We start from the raw sequence: 17904 nt of genomic DNA on the forward strand, positions 1-17904 counted from the left end.
CCGAATCGCTTGGGAACGACGCGTTTGACGAGCGGAATGTTCGTCTCGATCACCTGCATGGAAACACCTGCATCGAAAAGGCCTTCGATTTTCAAAATTCGACCGTTCTAGGCGGTTTTTGGACGCGATCTGTCAAGGGGCAGTCTGTTTTTCTAGTGCTTCACGCGAGCCGAAGTCGCGTCAGCCGCCGAGTGCATCGAGATCTTGGCCGTGTTTTTGACTTAGGACTTTGCGACGCGCTTTTGAAGTTTTGAATTCAAAGGACGCTTTTCAAGTTCTATCTTTGATCTTGCGCATCGGGCAGGGTGCAAGTGGAAAGTTGCGATGACCGAGATTTCATTTAGTTCCGGAGATTTCGGAGACGGTCCGGGATCTTATGACATGGGCGTCTTTCACTTGCCGAATGGTCAGGTGATAGGCATCGAGGACGTGGCGGACCTGATTCTGCCGGACGCTTCGGGTGCTGTGCCGGTTGCGCGTCGGGGTGGGATCGCCCGCGGCCTGCGGGATGCCCTGGCGGCTTCCGGACCCCTGCCCCGGCCCCTCGGCCTCGCGGCCTCCGTCATGGGCTTCGGCCTCGACGTCCTGGGGGCGGATGGCCGAGCCGCCCTGTCGTCCGTCGAACTCCGCTTCGCGGATGGCACGACGGCAACGATCCGGGTGGATGCCCAGTGCGCCGCGCAGATCGGTCGGGATCGTGAGGTGGTCCGCATGGCCGCCCTGCGCCAGGCGCGGTCGGCCCCACCGCGCCTTCCGGCCGAGTCGCGCACCGATAGACGGCCGACCGAGGAATATCACTCGGAGGGGCCGGACGCGCGCGCCCTGGCGTCGATCTTCGCCTACGAGAAGCGCGGGGGCCGCCTGCGCCGCCTCTCCGCCAAGGCGCCGGACGAGGCCTGATTCCCGCGCGCGGCGATCAGGCATTGATGACGCTCACATGGGCGGCGACGACCTTCCAGCCCTCGGGAAACCGGATCCAGGTCTGGCTCTGGCGCCCGATCCGACCCGGGGCGCTCGACCGTGTGAACAGCGTCATGGCGATGCCCGTGCCGGCGCCGTAGGTGGTGACGACCGTGTCCTTCAGGTCGCGGGCGAGTCCCTCGGGGGAGCGCCCCCGGCGGAAGGCACGGATCGCCGCCATGCCGTAGAGGTTCTCGGCTCCCCCATAGCGGATGGTGCGGGGATCGTCGTGGAAGAGGGCCTCCAGCGTCGGCATGTCGTTGCCGACCAGGGCCGCCTCGTAGGCGGCGAAGGCGGCCTCCACCTCGGCCATCACGGCCGGATCGTCGATGATCATCACGGTCTCGCTCACAGGTTCGCGACGGGCGCGCGGACGATGCCGTCCCGTTCGAGGCGATGCGCGACGCGCAGGGCCAGGTCCTCGCGCCACGGCGCGGCGATGACCTGGACCCCGAGCGGCAGGCCCTCGTCGAGGCGCACCGGCACCGCGACCACCGGCAGGCCGATGAACGAGATCGGCTGCGTGAACACGCCGATATTGGCCCGCACCGGCAGGGTCACGCCGTCGAGCACGAAGGTGGTCTGGCCGGAGCGCGGGGCGCGGCACGGGGTGGCGGGCGCCAGGATCACGTCGACATCGCGGAAGAGGTCGAGCACGGCGGCCCGGTACCAGCGGCGGAAGCGCTGCGCCCGCTCCACCAGGGGCGCGGGGATCATCGCCCCGGCGATCAGCCGGTCTCGGACGGCGGGGTCGAAGGCGTGGCCCTGGTGGCGCAGCCGGTCGAGATGGAGAGCCGCGCCCTCGGCGGCGGTGATGAGGTAGGCCGCCGCCCGGGCCCGGGCCGCCTCAGGAATCTCGACGCGGCGCGTGCAATCGAGGGCCCGGGCCACCTGCGCCACCGCCTCGAATGCCTCCGGATCCCCGCCGCGTGAAAAGTAGCCGCCCGCCACCGCGACGCGCAGGCCGTCGACGCCCTCGGCGAGGCCCGGGAGGGTCGGCTCGGGCGGGCGTTCGGTCGCCACCGGGTCGTCGGGGTCGGGCCCCTGCATCGCGTCGTAGCTGAGCGCGAGGTCCGTGACGCTGCGCGCCATCGGCCCGAGATGGTCGAGGCTGCCGACGAACGGGAAGCTGCCCGCCCGCGTCAGCCGGCCATAGGTCGGCTTGAGGCCGAAGCAGCCGCAGAAGGCCGAGGGCACCCGGATCGAGCCGTTGGTGTCGGAGCCGAGCGCGATCGGCACCAGCCCCGCGCCGACGGCGCCACCGGATCCGCCGGATGAACCTCCGGACATGTGGCCGAGATCGTGCGGGTTGCGGGTCGGGCCGTCATGCACGTTCTCCCCGGTGAAGTCGTAGGCGTATTCGCCCATGTTGAGGGCGCCGACCAGGATCGCCCCCGCCGCCTCCATCCGGCGCACCAGGGCGCCGTCGCGGTCCGCCGGAGCGCGGGTCCGGTTGATCCGCGATCCGGCCCGTGTCGGCAGGCCCGCGATGTCGAAGAGGTTCTTGACCGCGAAGGGCACGCCGGCGAGCGGACCCAGGGGCTCGCCCCGCGCCCGGGCCACGTCCAGCGCCGCGGCGCGTGCCGTGGCGCGCTCGCAGAGCACGTCGGTGAAGGCGTTGACCGCGCCATCCACCCGCGCGATCCGCGCCAGGACAGCCGCGACGGTGTCGGCCGCGCTGGTGGTCCCGTCACGAAACGCGCCGGCCAGCGCCTCGGCCGTCAGCGTGCCGGGATCGGGCCTCGTCTCCATCCGGCTCACGCCTCGTAGACCGGGGCGGGCTCCGCCTCGTCGGGTAAGGGAAACGCACCGACCTGGTCTGCTGCGGCGCGCAGGACGGCGAGATTGCTGCCGACGGCGCCCATCCAGGCCGGATCGAGGGGAATGGACAGCAATCCGGCGGCCGCCGCGATGTAGGTGTCGAGGTCGCCCGCCGGCGGCGTGTCGTTCTGCTCTGACATGAGCCGTCTCCCGAAAGGCCGCGCGGCACGGCGCCGGATTTCGCCGGACCGGACGCTAAAGCCGCCGTCACCGTGCAAGCAAGCGCCAGGCCGACCACGTATCCAAGCTGGGCCCAAAGCTGCTTTCGCGGTCGCATTTTCTCCACGCGAGCCGGCATCCATCTCCCTTGAAAAGGCGCTAGCGCGCGGCGCCGCCGAGGGCCGCGACCACCGCGCCGGAGGATGAGACCCAGCCGAAGATGCCGCCCTGGGCCACGATCATCGCGAGGCCGACCCGGTGGAACTCGGGAAAGTACGAGGCGCAGCCATCGCCGATCGCGACGCAGCGATAGCCCCGGTCGTTGCCCTCCCGGATGGTCGTGTGCACGCAGACCTCCGTCGTCACGCCGCAGACCAGCAGCGTGGCGATGCCGCGCGCGCCCAGGATGGCGCCCAAATCGGTGGCGTGGAAGGCGCCCTTCCCCGGCTTGTCGATCACCACCTCGCCCCGCACCGGCGCCAGGGCGGGCAAGATGCCGTGGCCGGGTTCGCCCCGGATCAGGATGCGGCCCATCGGCCCGGCCGCGCCGATCCGTGCCGTCGGCGCGCCCCGTTCGAGCTTGGCCGGCGGCGCGTCGGAGAGATCGGGCTTGTGGCCCTCCCGCGTGTGCACCACCAAAAGGCCGGCGGCGCGGGCCGCCGCCAGGACCGCCTGGATCGGCGCAACCGCGGCCTGGAGCAGAGAGACGTCGTTGCCGAGGCTCTCGCCGAAGCCGCCTGGCTCCAGGAAGTCGCGCTGCATGTCGATGATCACCAGCGCGGTGGTCGCCGGATCGAAGTGCAGGTCGGCGGGCTCGGCCGCGAGGGATCGGATCATGTCGGGGCCCCTTTTTCGGAGGTTCCGCTCCGTGCGGTGAGTGACGCGAGCCCGCCACACGATTCGTCTCCGATGATGCCCGCACGGGCGTGCGGAGGCACGCCCGAATGATGCGCGCAGCCGCATCGATCCGGCTCGGGCCGCGGCGCACCTGCGCGCCCTTCACGACCGACGAAGCGAAGACGCCGGACCGGAGCCGTGCACAGATCCGACGCATCCGTGATCGGAAAATGGCCTCGGCGCGCAGATGCGGCGGGCCGAGGCCCGCGCGTCGCCGAATGTGCCGGTGCCGACGCGCCTCCGGCGCCCGCCGGTGCGAAGGTCGCGCGGCTAAGTTGTTGCAAATTTGCGTCTGTCGGGCACGGGCTGATCGTGCAGCGTCGCGATGGCATATCGGTTGCTGATGCTTCCTCCCCATGGGCGTTCGAGCCCCTTGGGGGACGGTATGACGATCACGACATTCGCGACGCCGCTGGCGGCGGTGGCCCTCGGCCTCACCGCCCTGGTGCCGGCCCAGTCCGCCGACCTCGACAAAGCGAAGGCGCCTGTCGCGCCGGTCGAGATCCCGTCCTCCTTCTTCCTCTTCACCGACACGCAGGTCAGCTATCGCTACCAGTTCCCGGCCGCGAACCCGGGCAGCCAGGTCCAGCGGGCCGATGGCAGCTTCCGGAATCAGGATGCGCCCAAGCACATCCTCAACATCTCGCATGCCGATGCCTGGGCCTACGGCACGAACTTCTTCTCCCTCGACATCCTGAAGTCCGGCGCGCAATTCCCGGCGGGCATCACCAACGCTCAGGGCGTGCCCACTTTCTACGATTTCGGGAACACCGAAGCCTACGGCCTCTACCGCGGCACCCTCAGCCTGAACGCGCTGACCGGCACGAAGGCCTTCGTCGTCCCCGGCATCATCAAGGACGTGTCGCTCTCCTATGGGTTCGACGCCAACGCCCAGAACGACGCCTTCGGTTCGAAGAAGCGCGACGTGGTCGGCGGCCTGAACTTCGCCTTCGATGTGCCGGCGGGCTTCCTCAACGCATCCGTCCACGCCTACAAGGAGTGGAACCGCAACGGCTTCAACACCGGACCGGACCGGTCGACCAGCTTCGACACCGTGCCGGAATTCGAGATCGTCTATAACTTCCCCCTCGCCTTCACGGGCCTGCCGCTCAGCATCGCGGGCTTCAACAACATCGTGTTGCCCAAGGGGCGCGGCGTCGACAATCCGGCCGCCTTCGCATTCAATCCGAAGACCGGCCTCGAATTCCTGTCGCGAACCAACCTCGTTCTCGATGTCGGAAAGCTGATCTACAACCAGCCGAACCGGGTCGATGTGTTCATCGGCTTCCAGTACTGGCACAACAAGTTCGGCAACATCGAGCGCGTCGATTTCAAGGGAACGGAAGAGAAGAGCTTCCTGGCCGGTGTCGCCTTCCACGTCTTCTGAGATCAGCTCCCGCTCCGCAGAGACGATTGCGCCATTTCTGCTCGGGCCGAGCGTCCAGCAAGGCTAGAGGATCGCAACGGCAAGAGCTTTCGAGGGCAAGCGATTTAAAGGGCGGGAGATTTGGAAGGAATGACAGGCAGCATGGTCGAGACCCGCCCGGCGAAACGCCTCTGGATCCGCAACCCGCTGGCAATCCTGGCGCAAGATTCCGGCGGCGGCGTCGTCGTCGAGGGCACCCGCATCGTCGAGCGCGTGGCCTCGGGCGCCGTGCCGGCGATGCCGGTGGACGAGACCTTCGAGGCCGGTCGCCACGTAATCATCCCCGGCCTCGTCAACACCCACCACCACTTCTTCCAGACGCTCACCCGCGCCCATCCGGTGGCGATCAACAAGCCCCTCTTCCCGTGGCTGAAGTCGCTCTACACGGTCTGGGACAAGATCACCCCCGAGGCGTTCCGGCTGGCGACGCGCCTCGCCTACACGGAACTCCTGCTCTCCGGCTGCACCACGGCCGGCGACCATCATTACCTGTTTCCCAAGGGCCTCGAATCCTCCGTCGACATTCAGGTCGAGGAGGCCGGGCCGCTCGGTATCCGCGCCTTCGTCACCCGTGGTTCGATGAGCCTGTCCGAGCGCGACGGCGGGCTGCCGCCCGAATGCCTGACGCAGGACGACGACACGATTCTTTCCGACAGCGAGCGGGTCCTGCGCCTGTTCCACGATCCCAGACCCGGCGCGATGGTGCAGATCGGGCTCGCCCCCTGCTCACCCTTCAACGTGACGAAGCGGCTGATGCGCGAGAGCGCGGCCCTGGCCGAGGCCCACGATTGCCGCCTGCACACCCATCTCGGCGAGACGCTGGACGAGGACCGCTACTGCGTCGAGATGTTCGGCCAGCGCCCGGTGGACTACCTCGAGGAGGTGGGCTGGATGGGCCCGCGCACCTGGCTCGCCCACGGCATCCACTTCAACGACGACGAGGTGAAGCGCCTGGGCGCCGCCGGGGTCGGCGTCTGCCATTGCCCGACCTCGAACATGACCCTGGCCTCCGGGCAGTGCCGCACCTGCGAACTGGAAGCGGCCGGCAGCCCCGTGGGTCTGGGCGTCGACGGCTCAGCCTCCAACGACAGCTCGAACCTGATGGAGGGCGTGCGCCACGCCCTGATGCTCAACCGCCTGACCTACGGCGCGGAAGCCGTGACCCATCTCGACGCCCTGCGCTGGGCGACGGAGGGCTCGGCCGCCTGCCTCGGGCGCGGCGACATCGGCCGGATCGCGGAAGGGTGCGAGGCGGATCTGGCGCTGTTCACCCTCGACGAACTGCGCTTTTCCGGGGCGCACGATCCGCTCGCCGCCCTGGTGCTCTGCGGCGCCCACCGGGCCGATCGGGTGATGGTGGCGGGCGCCTGGCGCGTCGTCGACGGCCAGCCCCTCGGCATCGAGACCGGGCAGTTGCGCGAGGCCCATACCCGCCTCGCCCACACGCTGTTCGGGACGCTCTAGGATGCCGCCCCTCGCGCCGCGCCCGCCGGCCGAGGGGCCGACGCCCCTGTTCGGCGCCTACGGCATCGTCAAGCGCTTCGGCGACTTTCGCGCCAATGACGGGATCGACCTGGAGATCCGGGCCGGCGAGATCCACGCCCTGCTCGGCGAGAACGGGGCCGGCAAGTCGACCCTGATGAAGATCCTCTACGGGCTCCTGGAGCCGACCGAGGGCGTCGTCACCCATCGGGGCGACATCGTGCGCCTCTCCAATCCGGAGGCCGCCCGGGCGCTCGGCATCGGCATGGTGTTTCAGCACTTTTCCCTGTGCGAGAACCTCACGGTGGCCGAGAACATCGCCCTGGTGATGCCGCGCGGCCTGAACCGTCGGACCTTGAGCGCGCGCATCGCGGAGGTCGGGGCCACCTACGGCCTGCATCTCGACCCCGGCCGTCCGGTCTGGTCGCTCTCGGCGGGCGAGCGCCAGCGCATCGAGATCATCCGCTGCCTCCTGCAGGACCCCAGGCTCGTGATCCTCGACGAGCCGACCTCGGTGCTGACCCCGGGCGAGGCGGAGGGGCTGTTCACCGTGCTGGAGCGCCTGCGCGACGAGGGACGGGCGCTGCTCTACATCTCGCACCGCCTCGACGAGGTGCGCCGGCTCTGTTCGCGCGCCACCATCCTGCGCGGCGGCCGGGTGGTGGGCGCCTGCGACCCGCGCGAAGAGACCGCCCGGTCGCTCGCCGCCATGATGGTGGGCGTGCAGGTGGGCGAGGTGAAGCCGCCCGCCGAGGTGCCGGCGGGGCCCGAGCGCCTCGTGCTCCGGGACCTCGCCCTCCCCGCCCCCGGATTGCACGGGACGGCCCTGCGGGACGTCTCCTTGAGCGTCCGGGGCGGCGAGATCGTGGGCATCGCTGGCATCGCCGGCAACGGGCAGGCGGAGCTGTTCGACGCCCTCTCCGGCGAGGCGCTGGCGCCGGAGCCCGGCATGGTGCGGCTCGACCGCGTCGAATCCGGCCGCCTCGGCATCACCGCGCGGCGGCGCAACGGCGCCGGCTTCGTGCCCGAGGAGCGCAACGGCCACGCCGCCGCCCCGACGCTCAGCCTGTCGGACAACGCGATCCTCTCGCGCCACGCCACGGCGGCTTTGAGCCGTTTCGGAGTCCTGAGGCGGGCCGCCGCGAAATCCCTCGCCGAGGCCGTGACCAGCGCCTTCGACGTGCGCAAGGCCGGGCCCGACCCGGCCGCCGGCACGCTGTCCGGCGGGAACCTCCAGAAGTACCTGATGGGGCGCGAGATCCTGGCCGAGCCCGGCATCCTCGTGGTCAACCAGCCGACCTGGGGCGTCGATGCGCTGGCCGCCGCCCACATCCGGCAGGCACTCCTCGATCTCGCGGGCCGCGGCGCCGCCGTGCTGGTGATCAGCCAGGACCTCGACGAATTGTTCGAGATCGCCGGGCGCATCGCCGTGCTGCACGCCGGCCACCTGTCCCCGGCGGTGCCCGCTGCCGAGACCAGCCGCGAGACCCTCGGGCTGCTCATGGGCGGGGCGGCGCCCGCGCAGAGCGCGACGGTCGCCGGTACGCCGGAGCCCGCCCGGGAGCCCGCTCATGCGCATTGACCTCACCCCACGCACCAACCGCTCGGCCGGGATGGACGCGCTCTCGCCCGTCCTCGCCTTCCTGGCCGCGCTGGTCGTCGGCGGCATCGCGGTGGCGGCCATGGGCCGCTCGCCGGCGCAGGCCTTCGTCACCTACTTCGTGGCGCCGTTGAGCGAAGTCTGGTCGCTGCAGGAGGTGGCGCTCAAGGCCGCGCCGCTCGCCCTCGTCGCCACCGGCCTCGCCTTCTGCTTTCGCGCCAACATCTGGAATATCGGCGCGGAGGGGCAGTTCGTGGTCGGCGGCCTGTTCGGCGGCTGGATCGGCGTCGCCACTCACGGGGCCACCGGCAATACGCTCTGGGTGCTGCCCCTGATGCTCGTCGTCGGCACGCTGGCCGGCATGGTCTATGGGCTGATCCCGGCCCTGCTGAAGGTCCGACTCGGGGTCTCGGAGATCCTCACCAGCCTGATGCTGGTCTACGTCGCCGAATTGCTCCTCGACTACATGGCGCGGGGGCCGTTGCGCGATCCGGCGGGCTTCAACTTCCCCCAGAGCGTCACCTTCGATGACGCCGCCCGCCTGCCCTACCTGATGGAGGGCGACACCCTGCATGCCGGCGTCGCCATCGCGCTGGCGGCGATCGTCGTCGCCACTCTGGTGCTGTCGCGCACCCTGTTCGGCTTCACCGTGCGGGTGGTGGGCGCGAGCCCGCGCGCGGCGCGCTTCGCGGGCTTCAGCGACGCGCGCCTGACGCTGGCGGTCTTCGCGATCTCGGGCGGTGCGGCGGGCCTCGCCGGGATCGCCGAGGTGGCGGGCAAGATCGGCCAGCTTCAGCCCTCGATCTCGCCGGGTTACGGCTTCACCGCCATCATCGTGGCGTTCCTCGGGCGGCTCTCGCCCGTGGGGATCCTGGTGGCCGCCCTCGTGATCGCGCTCACCACCATCGGGGGCGAGGGCGCGCAGATCGACCTGAAGCTCCCCCTCGACCTGACGCGGGCCTTCCAGGGCCTGCTGCTCGCCCTGGTGCTCGGGGCCGATGCCCTGTCGCGCTACCGCGTCCGCCTCGTGCCGGGCGTGGCGGCATGAGCCCGGACATGATCCAGATGGTGCTCGTCACCATCGTGGCGGCCGCCACCCCGCTGATGATCGCCGCGCTCGGCGAACTCGTGGCCGAGCGCGCCGGCGTGCTCAATCTCGGCGTCGAGGGCATGATGGTGCTGGGCGCCGCCACCGGCTTCGCGGTGGCGGTGGAGACCGGCTCGACGCTTCTCGGCGCGGCGGCGGGGGCCGGGGCGGGCCTCGCCCTCGCGGCCCTGTTCGGCATCCTCACCGTGGTCCTGAGCGCCAATCAGGTCGCCTCCGGACTCGCCATGACCATCCTCGGCCTCGGGCTCTCGGGCCTCGTCGGTGCCTCCTATGTGGGCTTGAAGCGCGAGCCGGCGCCGCACCTGAACCTGGCGGGGCTCACCGACCTGCCCGGCATCGGCCGCCTCGTCTTCGGGCAGGACGGCTTCGTCTACCTCGCCTTCGCGCTGGTGGCGGGGGTGTGGTGGTTCCTCTGGCGCACCCGCGCCGGCCTGATCCTGCGGGCCATCGGCGACGACCACACCGCCACCCACGCGCTCGGCCTGAAGGTGCGCCGGGTGCGCTTCCGCGCCGTGCTCTTCGGCGGCGCCTGCGCGGGCCTGGCGGGCGCCTACCTGTCGCTCGCCTACACGCCCTTCTGGGCGCCCGCGATGACCGCCGGGCGCGGCTGGATCGCCCTCGCCCTCGTCGTCTTCGCCTCGTGGCGCCCGCTCCGGGTGCTCGCCGGCGCGATGCTGTTCGGCGGCGCCACCGTGCTCCAGCTCCACGCCCAGGCCGCCGGGCTCGGCCTGCCGGGGCAGGCGCTCTCCGCCCTGCCCTACCTCGCCACCATCCTGGCCCTGGTCTTGCTCTCACTGGGCAAGCGACAGGGCGGCTCCCTCGCCCCGGCGGCCCTCGGCCGGGTCTTCACCCCGCACCGCTAGGCGCGCTTCACCGGAGACATCGAAACGATGCGGATTCTACGCGGTGCCCTGTCGGCCGTCCTCGCGCTCGGGATCGGCGCGGCGCAGGCTCAGGAGAAGAAACCCGGCGAAAAGCTGAAGGTCGGCTTCGTCTATGTCGGCCCGGTGGCCGATTACGGCTACTCGTTCCAGCACGACCAGAGCCGCAAGGCCCTGGCCGCCGCGCTCGGCGACAAGGTCGAGACGAGCTTCCTCGAGAATGTGCCGGAGGCCGACAGCGAGCGCTCCATCGAGAGTCTCGCCCGCTCCGGCCACGGCCTGATCTTCACCACCTCGTTCGGCTTCATGGAGCCGACCCTGAAGGTCGCCAAGAAATTCCCCAAGCTGAAGTTCGAGCACGCCACGGGCTACAAGCGTTCGCCCAACGTCTCGACCTACTCGGCCCGTTTCTACGAGGGCCGCTACATCTGCGGCGAGATCGCGGGTCGCCTCTCGAAGACCGGCACGCTCGGCTACATCGCCTCGTTCCCGATCCCCGAGGTGGTGAGCGGCATCAACGCCTTCATGCTCGGCGCGCAGTCGGTGAACCCCAACATCAAGCTCAAGATCGTCTGGGTGAACACCTGGTTCGATCCCGGCAAGGAGGCGGAGGCCGCAAAAGCCCTCCTGGCGCAGGGCGCCGACATCCTGTCGCAGCACACCGACTCGGCCGCGCCGTTGCAGGAGGCCGAGAAACAGGGAAAACTCGCCTTCGGACAATCCTCCGACCAGATGCGCTTCGCGCCGAAGGCCCAGCTCACCTCCATCGTCGACGATTGGGACGGCTACGTCATCGCGGAGGCCAAGGCGGTCCTGGACGGCACCTGGAAGAGCCACGACACCTGGGGCGGCATCAAGGACGGCATGGTCGTGCTGGCGCCCTTCGCCAACATGCCCGACGACGTGAAGGCCAAGGCCGAGGCCAGCAAGAAGGCGATCGCCGACGGTACGCTCCACCCGTTCCACGGCCCGGTGATCAAGCAGGACGGCACCGAGGCGGTGAAGGCCGGCGAGACCGCCCCCGACCCGATGATCCTGGGCATGAACTGGTACGTGAAGGGCATCGAGGACAAGCTGCCGCAATAGGGTCGGCCGTCGACGGCGCGCCTGCGCGGGGCGATGCTGATCCGCGCAGGACACCAACCGAGGCTCGCATGAGACACGCCATCCGCTTTCTCCTCGGCCACGAACTGCGCACGATCGAGGCCTGCGGTCCGACGCTGACGGTGCTCGACTGGCTGCGCGGCCCCGAGCGGCTGATCGGCACCAAGGAAGGCTGCAACGAGGGCGATTGCGGGGCCTGCACCGTGGTGCTCGTGCGCCCCGAGGGCGAACCCGGCGCCGAGCGCCTGCGCTACCGCACGGTGGATGCCTGCATCACCTTCGTGGGGCAGCTCGACGGCTGCCAAGTGCTGACCGTGGAGCACCTGCGCGGGGCCGACGGCGCGCTCCATCCAGTGCAGCGCCTGATGGTGGAGGAGCACGGCTCGCAATGCGGCTTCTGCACGCCGGGCTTCGTGATGTCGCTGTTCGCGCTCACCAAGGACTCGCCCGCCGCGACCGGCGAAGCCTGGGCCTCGGCGAGCCCCATCGACGATGCGCTCGCCGGCAATCTCTGCCGCTGCACCGGCTACGCCCCCATCGTGCGTGCCGCCGAGCGGGCGTTGTCCGCCCCCGCGCCGGACGCCTTCGACGCGGCCCACGACGCCACCCTCGCCCGTCTGCTGGCCCTGCGCGACGACGAGACCATCGCGGTCTCGGGCGCCAGGGGCCGCTTCTTCGCGCCCGCCACCCTCCCCGCCCTGACCGATCTCGTCGCCGAGCATCCGGGGGCGACGATCGTTGCCGGGGCCACCGACGTCGCCCTCTGGGTCACCAAGGGCCTGCGCGTGCTCGATCCGGTGATCTGGCTCGGCCGGGTGCGTGATCTGGCCGTGATCACGACGACGCCGCAGGGCCTGCGGATCGGCGCCGGCGTGACCCTGGCCGAGGCCGGCGCGACGCTGGCCGGTCTCCACCCGGATCTCGGTGAATTGTTTCGCCGCCACGGCGCGGCCCAGACCCGCAATGCCGGTACGCTGGGCGGCAACATCGCCAACGGCTCGCCCATCGGCGACGCGGCCCCCGCCCTGATCGCGTTGGGGGCGACGCTGCATCTCGCCAGCCGGGCCGGCACCCGCGACCTGCCCCTGGAGGATTACTTCATCGCCTATGGCCGCCAGGACCGTGCCGCCGACGAGATCGTCACGGGCGTCACCGTGCCGGTCCTGGCCGAGGGCGCGCGTCTGGCGGTCTACAAGATCTCCAAGCGCTTCGACGAGGACATCTCCGCCGTTCTCGGCGCCTTCCGGCTCACCCTCGAGGGCAATACGATCCGCCAGGCTCGGATCGCCTATGGGGGCATGGCCGGCACCCCGAAGCGCGCGACCCACGCGGAGGCCGCCCTGATCGGCTTGCGCCTCGACGCCTCCGCGATCCCCGTCTTCAAGGCGGCCCTGGCCCAGGATTTCACGCCGCTCTCGGACATGCGGGCGTCGGCCGCCTACCGCCTCAAGGTCGCCGGCAACCTGATCGAGCGCCTGATCCACGAAGCCGGGCCCCAGGCGCCGGAAACCCGCCTCGCCGCGGTTCGGGAACCGGCCCATGCTTGACCGCACGCCCGACCCCATCGCCCCCGCCGCGAAGGCGGACGACCGCATCGCGGGCGGCGCCCATACCCCGCGCATCCATGACAGCGCCGCCCGCCACGTCGGTGGCTCGGCCCTCTACATCGACGACATGCCTGAGCCGGCCGGCTTGGTGCATGTCTGTCTGGGCCTCAGCGAGCGCGCCCATGCCCGCCTCCTTTCGGTGGATCTGAGCCCCGTGCGCGCGGCCGAAGGGGTGGTCGCGGTCTTCACCGCCGCCGACGTGCCGGGCGTCAACGAGATCTCGTCCTCGCATCGCGACGACGAGCCGATGCTCGCCGAGGACACCGTCTCGTATCTCGGCCAGCCGATCTTCGCGGTGGCGGCGCTCACCCGCGACGCCGCCCGCCGGGCCGCGCGTCTGGCCGTCATCGCCTACGAGGACCGCGATCCCGTCCTGACCTACCGCGAGGCCCGCGCGGACGGCACCCTCGTCTGGCCACCGATGACCCTGAAGCGCGGCGATTCCGACGCGGTGCTGGCGGAGGCCCCCGGCATCGTCCGGGGTCGCCTCGCCATCGGGGGCCAGGAGCATTTCTACCTCGAGGGTCAGATCGCGCTCGCCATCCCGGGCGAGGACGACGAGGTCACGGTCTACACCTCGACGCAGCACCCCTCAGAGGCGCAGGCCCTGGTGGCCAAGGTGCTGGGCACGGTGAATTCCGCCGTCACGACCGAGATCCGCCGCATGGGCGGGGGCTTCGGCGGCAAGGAGAGCCAGTCGAACCTCTTCGCCTGCGTGGCGGCGCTGGTGGCCAAGAAGACCGGACGCGCGGCCAAAATCCGGCCCGACCGCGACGACGACATGCTCATCACCGGCAAGCGCCACGATTTCGAGGTGGATTACCTCGTGGGGCACGATGCGGACGGCAGGATCCTGGCGGTGGACATGCAGCTCGCCGCCCGCTGCGGCTGGGCCGCCGACCTGTCTGGGCCGGTGACCGACCGGGCCCTGTTCCACGCCGACAATTGCTACCACTACCCGGCGGTGCACCTGACCTCGCGGCCCTACCGCACCAACACCCAGTCCAACACCGCCTTCCGGGGTTTCGGCGGGCCGCAGGGAATGGTCGCGGCCGAGCGGGTGATCGAGGAGGTCGCCTATGCCTGCGGCCTCGACCCGCTGGAGGTGCGCAAGCGAAATTTCTACGGCACCGAGTCCGACAACGTCACGCCCTACCACCAGATCATTTCCGACAATTGCATCCGGGACCTGGTGGCCAAGCTGGAGGCGGATTGCGACTATGCCGCGCGCCGCAGGACGCTGCATGCGGCGAACGAGATCAGCCCGGTGATCAAGCGCGGCATCGCTTTGACCCCCGTAAAATTCGGCATCTCCTTCACTTCCACCGCTTACAACCAGGCCGGCGCTCTGGTGCACATCTACAACGACGGCTCGGTCGGCCTGAACCACGGCGGCACCGAGATGGGCCAGGGGCTCTATGTCAAGGTCGCGCAGGTGGTGGCCGAAGAATTCCAGATCGACGCCGACCGGGTCCGCATCACCGCGACGACGACGGGCAAGGTCCCCAACACCTCGGCCACCGCCGCGTCGTCGGGGGCGGACCTCAACGGCATGGCGGCGCGGGCCGCCGCGCAGACCCTGAAGGGCCGCCTCGTCGCCTTCGCGGCGGAATCCTGGAGCGTCGCCCCCGAGACGGTGCTGTTCCTGCCCAACCGGGTCCGGGTGGGAAACCAGGAGATCGCTTGGGGCGAACTCATCCACAAGGCGTATCTCGCCCGTATCCAGCTCTCGGCCACGGGGTTCTACAAGACGCCCACCATCCATTGGGACCGGGACGCCGGCCGGGGCCACCCGTTCTACTACTTCGCCTATGGCGCCGCCTGCGTGCAGGCGGCGGTGGACACGCTCACCGGCGAATATCGCATCGAGCGCGCCGACATCCTGCACGATTGCGGCCGCTCCCTGAACCCGGCGGTGGATCGGGGCCAGATCGAGGGCGGCTTCATCCAGGGGCTCGGCTGGCTCACCACCGAGGAATTGTGGTGGGACGGCAAGGGCGCTTTGCGCACCCACGCCCCCTCCACCTACAAGATCCCCGCCTGCGGCGACCGCCCGCGCATCTTCAACGTGGCGCTCTACGAAAACGAGAACCGCGAGGCGACGATCTATCGCTCGAAGGCGGTGGGCGAACCGCCCCTGATGCTCGGGATCGCCGGCCTACACGCCCTCTCGGACGCAGTGGCGAGTGTCGCCGGCCACCGGTATTGCCCCCGCCTCGACGCGCCGGCGACACCGGAGCGCGTCCTCGACGCCGTCGACCGGATGCGGGCCCTCGCCGAAGCGCCGCCCGACCAGCCGTGAGCGCGGACCCGTCCGAGGCGCTGTCCGAGGCCCTTGCCGCCGCCCTCGCCTCGAGCGAGCCGGCGGCCCTGGTCGCCCTGTCGGAGGCGCGCGGCTCCACCCCGCGCGAGGCCGGCACCGCCATGCTGGTGATGCCGGAGCGGGTCGTCGGGACCATCGGGGGCGGCACCTACGAATGGGAGGGCATCGCCCGCGCCCGGCGGCTCCTGGCCGAGGGGGAGGTCGAGGCCAGTCTGCGCATGCCGCTGGGGCCGGAGACCGGCCAGTGCTGCGGCGGGCACGTCACGCTGGCGATCCGCAGGGCCGATGCCGGCACCCTCGCGGCCCTGCGGGCGCAGGAAGCGGGGCGCGCGGCGCAGGCGCCCCTGGTGCTGATCTACGGGGCCGGCCATGTCGGGCGCGCCCTGGCGCTGGCCCTCGACCCGCTGCCCTTCCGCACCCGGATCGTCGATGCCCGGCCGGAGGAGATCACGCGGGTCGAAGCAGGCCGCGTCGAGCGCAGCGTCGGCTCGGGGGGCGCGCTGGCGGAGGCCGCGCCGCCCGGTGCGGCGCACGTGGTCGTCACCCACAGCCACGCCCTCGACAGCTTGATCTGCGCGACCCTGCTGGAGGCGAACACCTTCGCGTATCTCGGCCTGATCGGGTCCGCCACGAAGCGGGCGACCTTCCTCGGGGCCTTCCGGGCGATGGGCCTCGACGAGGCGGCGCTCGCCCGCCTCGTCTGCCCGATCGGGGGCACGCGGGTGCGCGACAAGCGCCCCGCCGTGATCGCCGCCCTGGTGGCGGCCGAACTTCTCGGGGTCTTCGCGGCCTGAGCCTCAGGGGCGCGGCGGGGGGGGCGGCGTCATCGGTACCTCGGGGGCCGGCATGCGCTCCTCGACCGGGACGCCGGCGCCCGGCGGCACCGGGATGGCCTCGCCGCTGCGGATCGCCTCCGCCTCGTTGCGAGGGCCGGCCCGGCCCTCGGTCCCGCCCGGGGCGGTGGCGCTTTCCATGCCGGCGGGGGCGCCGACGCTCTGCGCGAAGGCCGGCCCCGCGAGGCCGAGGGACAGGGCGAGGAGTGTCGTCAGGCGGATCATGGGCAGGGCTCCTGGATCGGGGCGGGATGTCTTAACGGTGACGGCGCTGATGGATCGTCCCGCGCCGGGCCTTGTGCCGGTGCCTCAGGGCCGCGCGCCCGCGCAGGCCGCCGGGGGCCGTCACGCGCGGCTGGCCGCCGGGCGCGATCAGGGTGCCCTGCGCCCGGGGCGCCGGGGTGAGGAGGAACAGCCCGGCCGTGAGGAGCGTGGCCGCGAGGGCTCGCGCCGCCAGCCGGGTGGCCGAAAACCGATGCGTCAAATCCGATCCTCCCGCGGGCGTGGCGCCCGACCGTCGGTGAGGCGGCAGGCAAAGGATGTGCCGGAGCCATCTGAAATCACAGGGTTTTGCCTGAACCGGCCGACGTGGCGTCGGCGAGGCTCCGCGAGGGTGGCCAGGAGCGCACCCGGGCGCCGGGATGGTGGCTGATCCCACCCCCTGCAGGCCGGCCTCAGCTTCCCCGATAGGTCTGGTAGCTCCACGGGCTCGCCACCAGGGGCACGTGGTAGTGACCCTCCGGATCGGCGACGCCGAAGCGCAGGCTGACGATGTCGAGGAAGGGCGGTTCGGGCAGGCCCGGATGGGTCGCTCGGAAATGGTCGCCGATCCGGAAGCGCAGGTCGTAGGCGGCGATCGGCACCGGCCGGCCGCCGATCAGGGGCGCGTCGGTGCGCCCGTCGGCGTTGGTCACGGCCCGGGCGACCAGGGCGGTCTCGGTCTCCGAGACCCATTCGTGGAGTTCCACCGCCACCCCCGGCGCCGGCCGGCCCGACGCGGTGTCGAGGACGTGGGTTGAGATCCGGCCCGTGGTGCGCGGTGCCTCCGCTCCGCTCACCAGGGCGCCGAGGCGGATCGCGGCGATGCGGAAGACCTCGGTCAGCGCGGTCGCGCGCTCGCTCTCCGGGTCGGAGTCGAGGCGCGCATGGAAGGTCCGCATCAGCGAGGCGCGGCCGTGCCGCTTGATGCAGAGGATGAAGGGAAAGCCGAAGGCCTGCCGGTAGGCGCCGTTCAGCGCCGCGAAGCGGGCGTACTCCGCCTCCGGGAGCCGGTCGAGCCCCGCCGAGGCCTGCTCGGCGATGGAATCGGGGGCGATGGCGCCGTCGCGGGCCGCGCGCCCGGCCAGTTCCGGGTGGTTGCTCAAGAGGGCGAGGCGCGCCTCCCCGGACGCGGCCTCCACCGCGCCCCGCATGGCGGCCAGGAGCGCCGCGACGGTGGGAAAGGGGCGCTGTCCGGCAACGGCCTCGGCGACCCAGGGCGCGTGCTCGAAGACCGCCCCGAGGGTGGTGACGAACGTGCCGTGCGAGGCCTGGTTCAAGTCGTCGAGGGTCGGCATCGAGATCTCAATCCTGCGCGCGGGGCCGGCGGCCGGAGAACGGCTTAGCAGGCAACGGGCCAGCCCGCCCGAACTCGACCCGCCGGCAACCCCGCCGGTGAACCTCGCCAGCAACCCCGAAATGTGGTCTGGCCCGCGATCCCGGCC

General features: G+C 71.0%; 18 protein-coding genes. 11 read left to right on the forward strand and 7 right to left on the reverse strand.

Annotated elements, in window-relative coordinates; all coding sequences use genetic code 11:
- Together JWQ05_RS06265 and JWQ05_RS06270 are read left to right on the forward strand one after the other, a co-directional pair.
- Nucleotides 1-254 (forward strand): hypothetical protein (locus JWQ05_RS06265; RefSeq protein WP_299656206.1); only part of this gene is annotated, 254 nt, incomplete at its 5' end.
- Nucleotides 255-429: 175 nt separating this feature from the next.
- Nucleotides 430-900 (forward strand): hypothetical protein, encoded by a 471-nt coding sequence (locus JWQ05_RS06270; RefSeq protein ID WP_299656209.1) that lies wholly within the window; start codon nucleotides 430-432, stop codon nucleotides 898-900.
- 16 nt (nucleotides 901-916) lie between these two features.
- Here the strand turns inward: JWQ05_RS06270 and hpxZ are convergent, their stop codons facing one another.
- The 4 genes from hpxZ to JWQ05_RS06290 form a co-directional block, all read right to left on the reverse strand.
- Nucleotides 917-1297 (reverse strand): oxalurate catabolism protein HpxZ, encoded by a 381-nt coding sequence (gene hpxZ / locus JWQ05_RS06275; RefSeq protein WP_299656212.1) that lies wholly within the window; start codon nucleotides 1295-1297, stop codon nucleotides 917-919.
- An 11-nt stretch (nucleotides 1298-1308) separates the two neighbouring features.
- Nucleotides 1309-2712, reverse strand: coding sequence for an AtzE family amidohydrolase (locus JWQ05_RS06280; protein ID WP_299656215.1), 1404 nt, complete (start codon nucleotides 2710-2712; stop codon nucleotides 1309-1311).
- 5 nt (nucleotides 2713-2717) lie between these two features.
- Complete coding sequence (locus JWQ05_RS06285; protein ID WP_299656218.1) at nucleotides 2718-2921, reverse strand: DUF4089 domain-containing protein; 204 nt, start codon at nucleotides 2919-2921, stop codon at nucleotides 2718-2720.
- A 178-nt stretch (nucleotides 2922-3099) separates the two neighbouring features.
- Nucleotides 3100-3777 carry a cysteine hydrolase gene (locus JWQ05_RS06290; RefSeq protein ID WP_299656221.1) on the reverse strand — a complete coding sequence of 226 codons (678 nt, stop codon included), beginning with the start codon at nucleotides 3775-3777 and terminating at the stop codon, nucleotides 3100-3102.
- 445 nt (nucleotides 3778-4222) lie between these two features.
- On the opposite strand from JWQ05_RS06290, the gene JWQ05_RS06295 reads away from it, so the two are divergent.
- The 9 genes from JWQ05_RS06295 (at nucleotide 4223) to xdhC (ending at nucleotide 16162) form a co-directional block, all read left to right on the forward strand.
- Nucleotides 4223-5224, forward strand: a complete 1002-nt coding sequence (locus tag JWQ05_RS06295) for a hypothetical protein (RefSeq protein WP_299656224.1) — start codon at nucleotides 4223-4225, stop codon at nucleotides 5222-5224.
- Between the two features lie 141 nt (nucleotides 5225-5365).
- On the forward strand, nucleotides 5366-6727 hold the full coding sequence (locus JWQ05_RS06300; protein WP_299656228.1) for an 8-oxoguanine deaminase: 1362 nt from the start codon (nucleotides 5366-5368) through the stop codon (nucleotides 6725-6727).
- Between the two features lies 1 nt (nucleotide 6728).
- Entirely contained in the window at nucleotides 6729-8327 is a 1599-nt protein-coding gene (locus tag JWQ05_RS06305) for an ABC transporter ATP-binding protein (RefSeq protein ID WP_299656231.1), read from the forward strand.
- Complete coding sequence (locus JWQ05_RS06310; RefSeq protein WP_299656234.1) at nucleotides 8317-9393, forward strand: ABC transporter permease; 1077 nt, start codon at nucleotides 8317-8319, stop codon at nucleotides 9391-9393. The genes JWQ05_RS06305 and JWQ05_RS06310 overlap by 11 nt, the downstream gene beginning before the upstream one ends.
- Nucleotides 9390-10316, forward strand: a complete 927-nt coding sequence (locus JWQ05_RS06315; protein ID WP_299656237.1) for an ABC transporter permease — start codon at nucleotides 9390-9392, stop codon at nucleotides 10314-10316. Before JWQ05_RS06310 ends, JWQ05_RS06315 begins: the two co-directional genes overlap by 4 nt.
- A gap of 27 nt (nucleotides 10317-10343) precedes the next feature.
- Nucleotides 10344-11420 (forward strand): BMP family ABC transporter substrate-binding protein, encoded by a 1077-nt coding sequence (locus JWQ05_RS06320; protein ID WP_299656240.1) that lies wholly within the window; start codon nucleotides 10344-10346, stop codon nucleotides 11418-11420.
- A gap of 68 nt (nucleotides 11421-11488) precedes the next feature.
- Nucleotides 11489-12985, forward strand: coding sequence for a xanthine dehydrogenase small subunit (xdhA, locus tag JWQ05_RS06325; RefSeq protein WP_299656243.1), 1497 nt, complete (start codon nucleotides 11489-11491; stop codon nucleotides 12983-12985).
- A complete protein-coding gene (gene xdhB / locus JWQ05_RS06330) occupies nucleotides 12978-15347 on the forward strand; it encodes a xanthine dehydrogenase molybdopterin binding subunit (protein ID WP_299656246.1) in 2370 nt (789 codons plus the stop codon). Before xdhA ends, xdhB begins: the two co-directional genes overlap by 8 nt.
- A complete protein-coding gene (gene xdhC / locus JWQ05_RS06335) occupies nucleotides 15344-16162 on the forward strand; it encodes a xanthine dehydrogenase accessory protein XdhC (protein ID WP_299656249.1) in 819 nt (272 codons plus the stop codon). Before xdhB ends, xdhC begins: the two co-directional genes overlap by 4 nt.
- Nucleotides 16163-16165: 3 nt before the next feature.
- On the opposite strand, the gene JWQ05_RS06340 is transcribed toward xdhC, so the two are convergent.
- The 3 genes from JWQ05_RS06340 to uraD all read right to left on the reverse strand — a co-directional run bounded on the left by JWQ05_RS06340 (nucleotide 16166) and on the right by uraD (nucleotide 17757).
- Entirely contained in the window at nucleotides 16166-16426 is a 261-nt protein-coding gene (locus JWQ05_RS06340) for a hypothetical protein (RefSeq protein WP_299656252.1), read from the reverse strand.
- A 31-nt stretch (nucleotides 16427-16457) separates the two neighbouring features.
- A complete protein-coding gene (locus tag JWQ05_RS06345) occupies nucleotides 16458-16685 on the reverse strand; it encodes a hypothetical protein (RefSeq protein ID WP_299656255.1) in 228 nt (75 codons plus the stop codon).
- A gap of 190 nt (nucleotides 16686-16875) precedes the next feature.
- Nucleotides 16876-17757: a 2-oxo-4-hydroxy-4-carboxy-5-ureidoimidazoline decarboxylase gene (gene uraD, locus JWQ05_RS06350; protein WP_299656258.1), complete on the reverse strand. Its 882-nt coding sequence runs from the start codon at nucleotides 17755-17757 to the stop codon at nucleotides 16876-16878.
- Nucleotides 17758-17904 lie beyond the last annotated feature (147 nt).

Origin of the sequence: Methylobacterium sp., assembly GCF_028290105.1 — a bacterium.
In the GTDB taxonomy this organism is placed as follows: Bacteria; Pseudomonadota; Alphaproteobacteria; order Rhizobiales; family Beijerinckiaceae; genus Methylobacterium.

Excerpts from the sequence above, each read along its gene's own strand:
- hpxZ (WP_299656212.1), bottom strand. The coding sequence starts at position 1,297 with ATGATCATCGACGATCCGGCCGTGATGGCCGAGGTGGAGGCCGCCTTC.
- JWQ05_RS06280 (WP_299656215.1), bottom strand. The coding sequence starts at position 2,712 with ATGGAGACGAGGCCCGATCCCGGCACGCTGACGGCCGAGGCGCTGGCC.
- JWQ05_RS06285 (WP_299656218.1), bottom strand. The coding sequence starts at position 2,921 with ATGTCAGAGCAGAACGACACGCCGCCGGCGGGCGACCTCGACACCTAC.
- JWQ05_RS06290 (WP_299656221.1), bottom strand. The coding sequence starts at position 3,777 with ATGATCCGATCCCTCGCGGCCGAGCCCGCCGACCTGCACTTCGATCCG.
- JWQ05_RS06295 (WP_299656224.1), top strand. The coding sequence starts at position 4,223 with ATGACGATCACGACATTCGCGACGCCGCTGGCGGCGGTGGCCCTCGGC.
- JWQ05_RS06300 (WP_299656228.1), top strand. The coding sequence starts at position 5,366 with ATGGTCGAGACCCGCCCGGCGAAACGCCTCTGGATCCGCAACCCGCTG.
- JWQ05_RS06305 (WP_299656231.1), top strand. The coding sequence starts at position 6,729 with ATGCCGCCCCTCGCGCCGCGCCCGCCGGCCGAGGGGCCGACGCCCCTG.
- JWQ05_RS06310 (WP_299656234.1), top strand. The coding sequence starts at position 8,317 with ATGCGCATTGACCTCACCCCACGCACCAACCGCTCGGCCGGGATGGAC.
- JWQ05_RS06315 (WP_299656237.1), top strand. The coding sequence starts at position 9,390 with ATGAGCCCGGACATGATCCAGATGGTGCTCGTCACCATCGTGGCGGCC.
- JWQ05_RS06320 (WP_299656240.1), top strand. The coding sequence starts at position 10,344 with ATGCGGATTCTACGCGGTGCCCTGTCGGCCGTCCTCGCGCTCGGGATC.
- xdhA (WP_299656243.1), top strand. The coding sequence starts at position 11,489 with ATGAGACACGCCATCCGCTTTCTCCTCGGCCACGAACTGCGCACGATC.
- xdhB (WP_299656246.1), top strand. The coding sequence starts at position 12,978 with ATGCTTGACCGCACGCCCGACCCCATCGCCCCCGCCGCGAAGGCGGAC.
- JWQ05_RS06340 (WP_299656252.1), bottom strand. The coding sequence starts at position 16,426 with ATGATCCGCCTGACGACACTCCTCGCCCTGTCCCTCGGCCTCGCGGGG.
- uraD (WP_299656258.1), bottom strand. The coding sequence starts at position 17,757 with ATGCCGACCCTCGACGACTTGAACCAGGCCTCGCACGGCACGTTCGTC.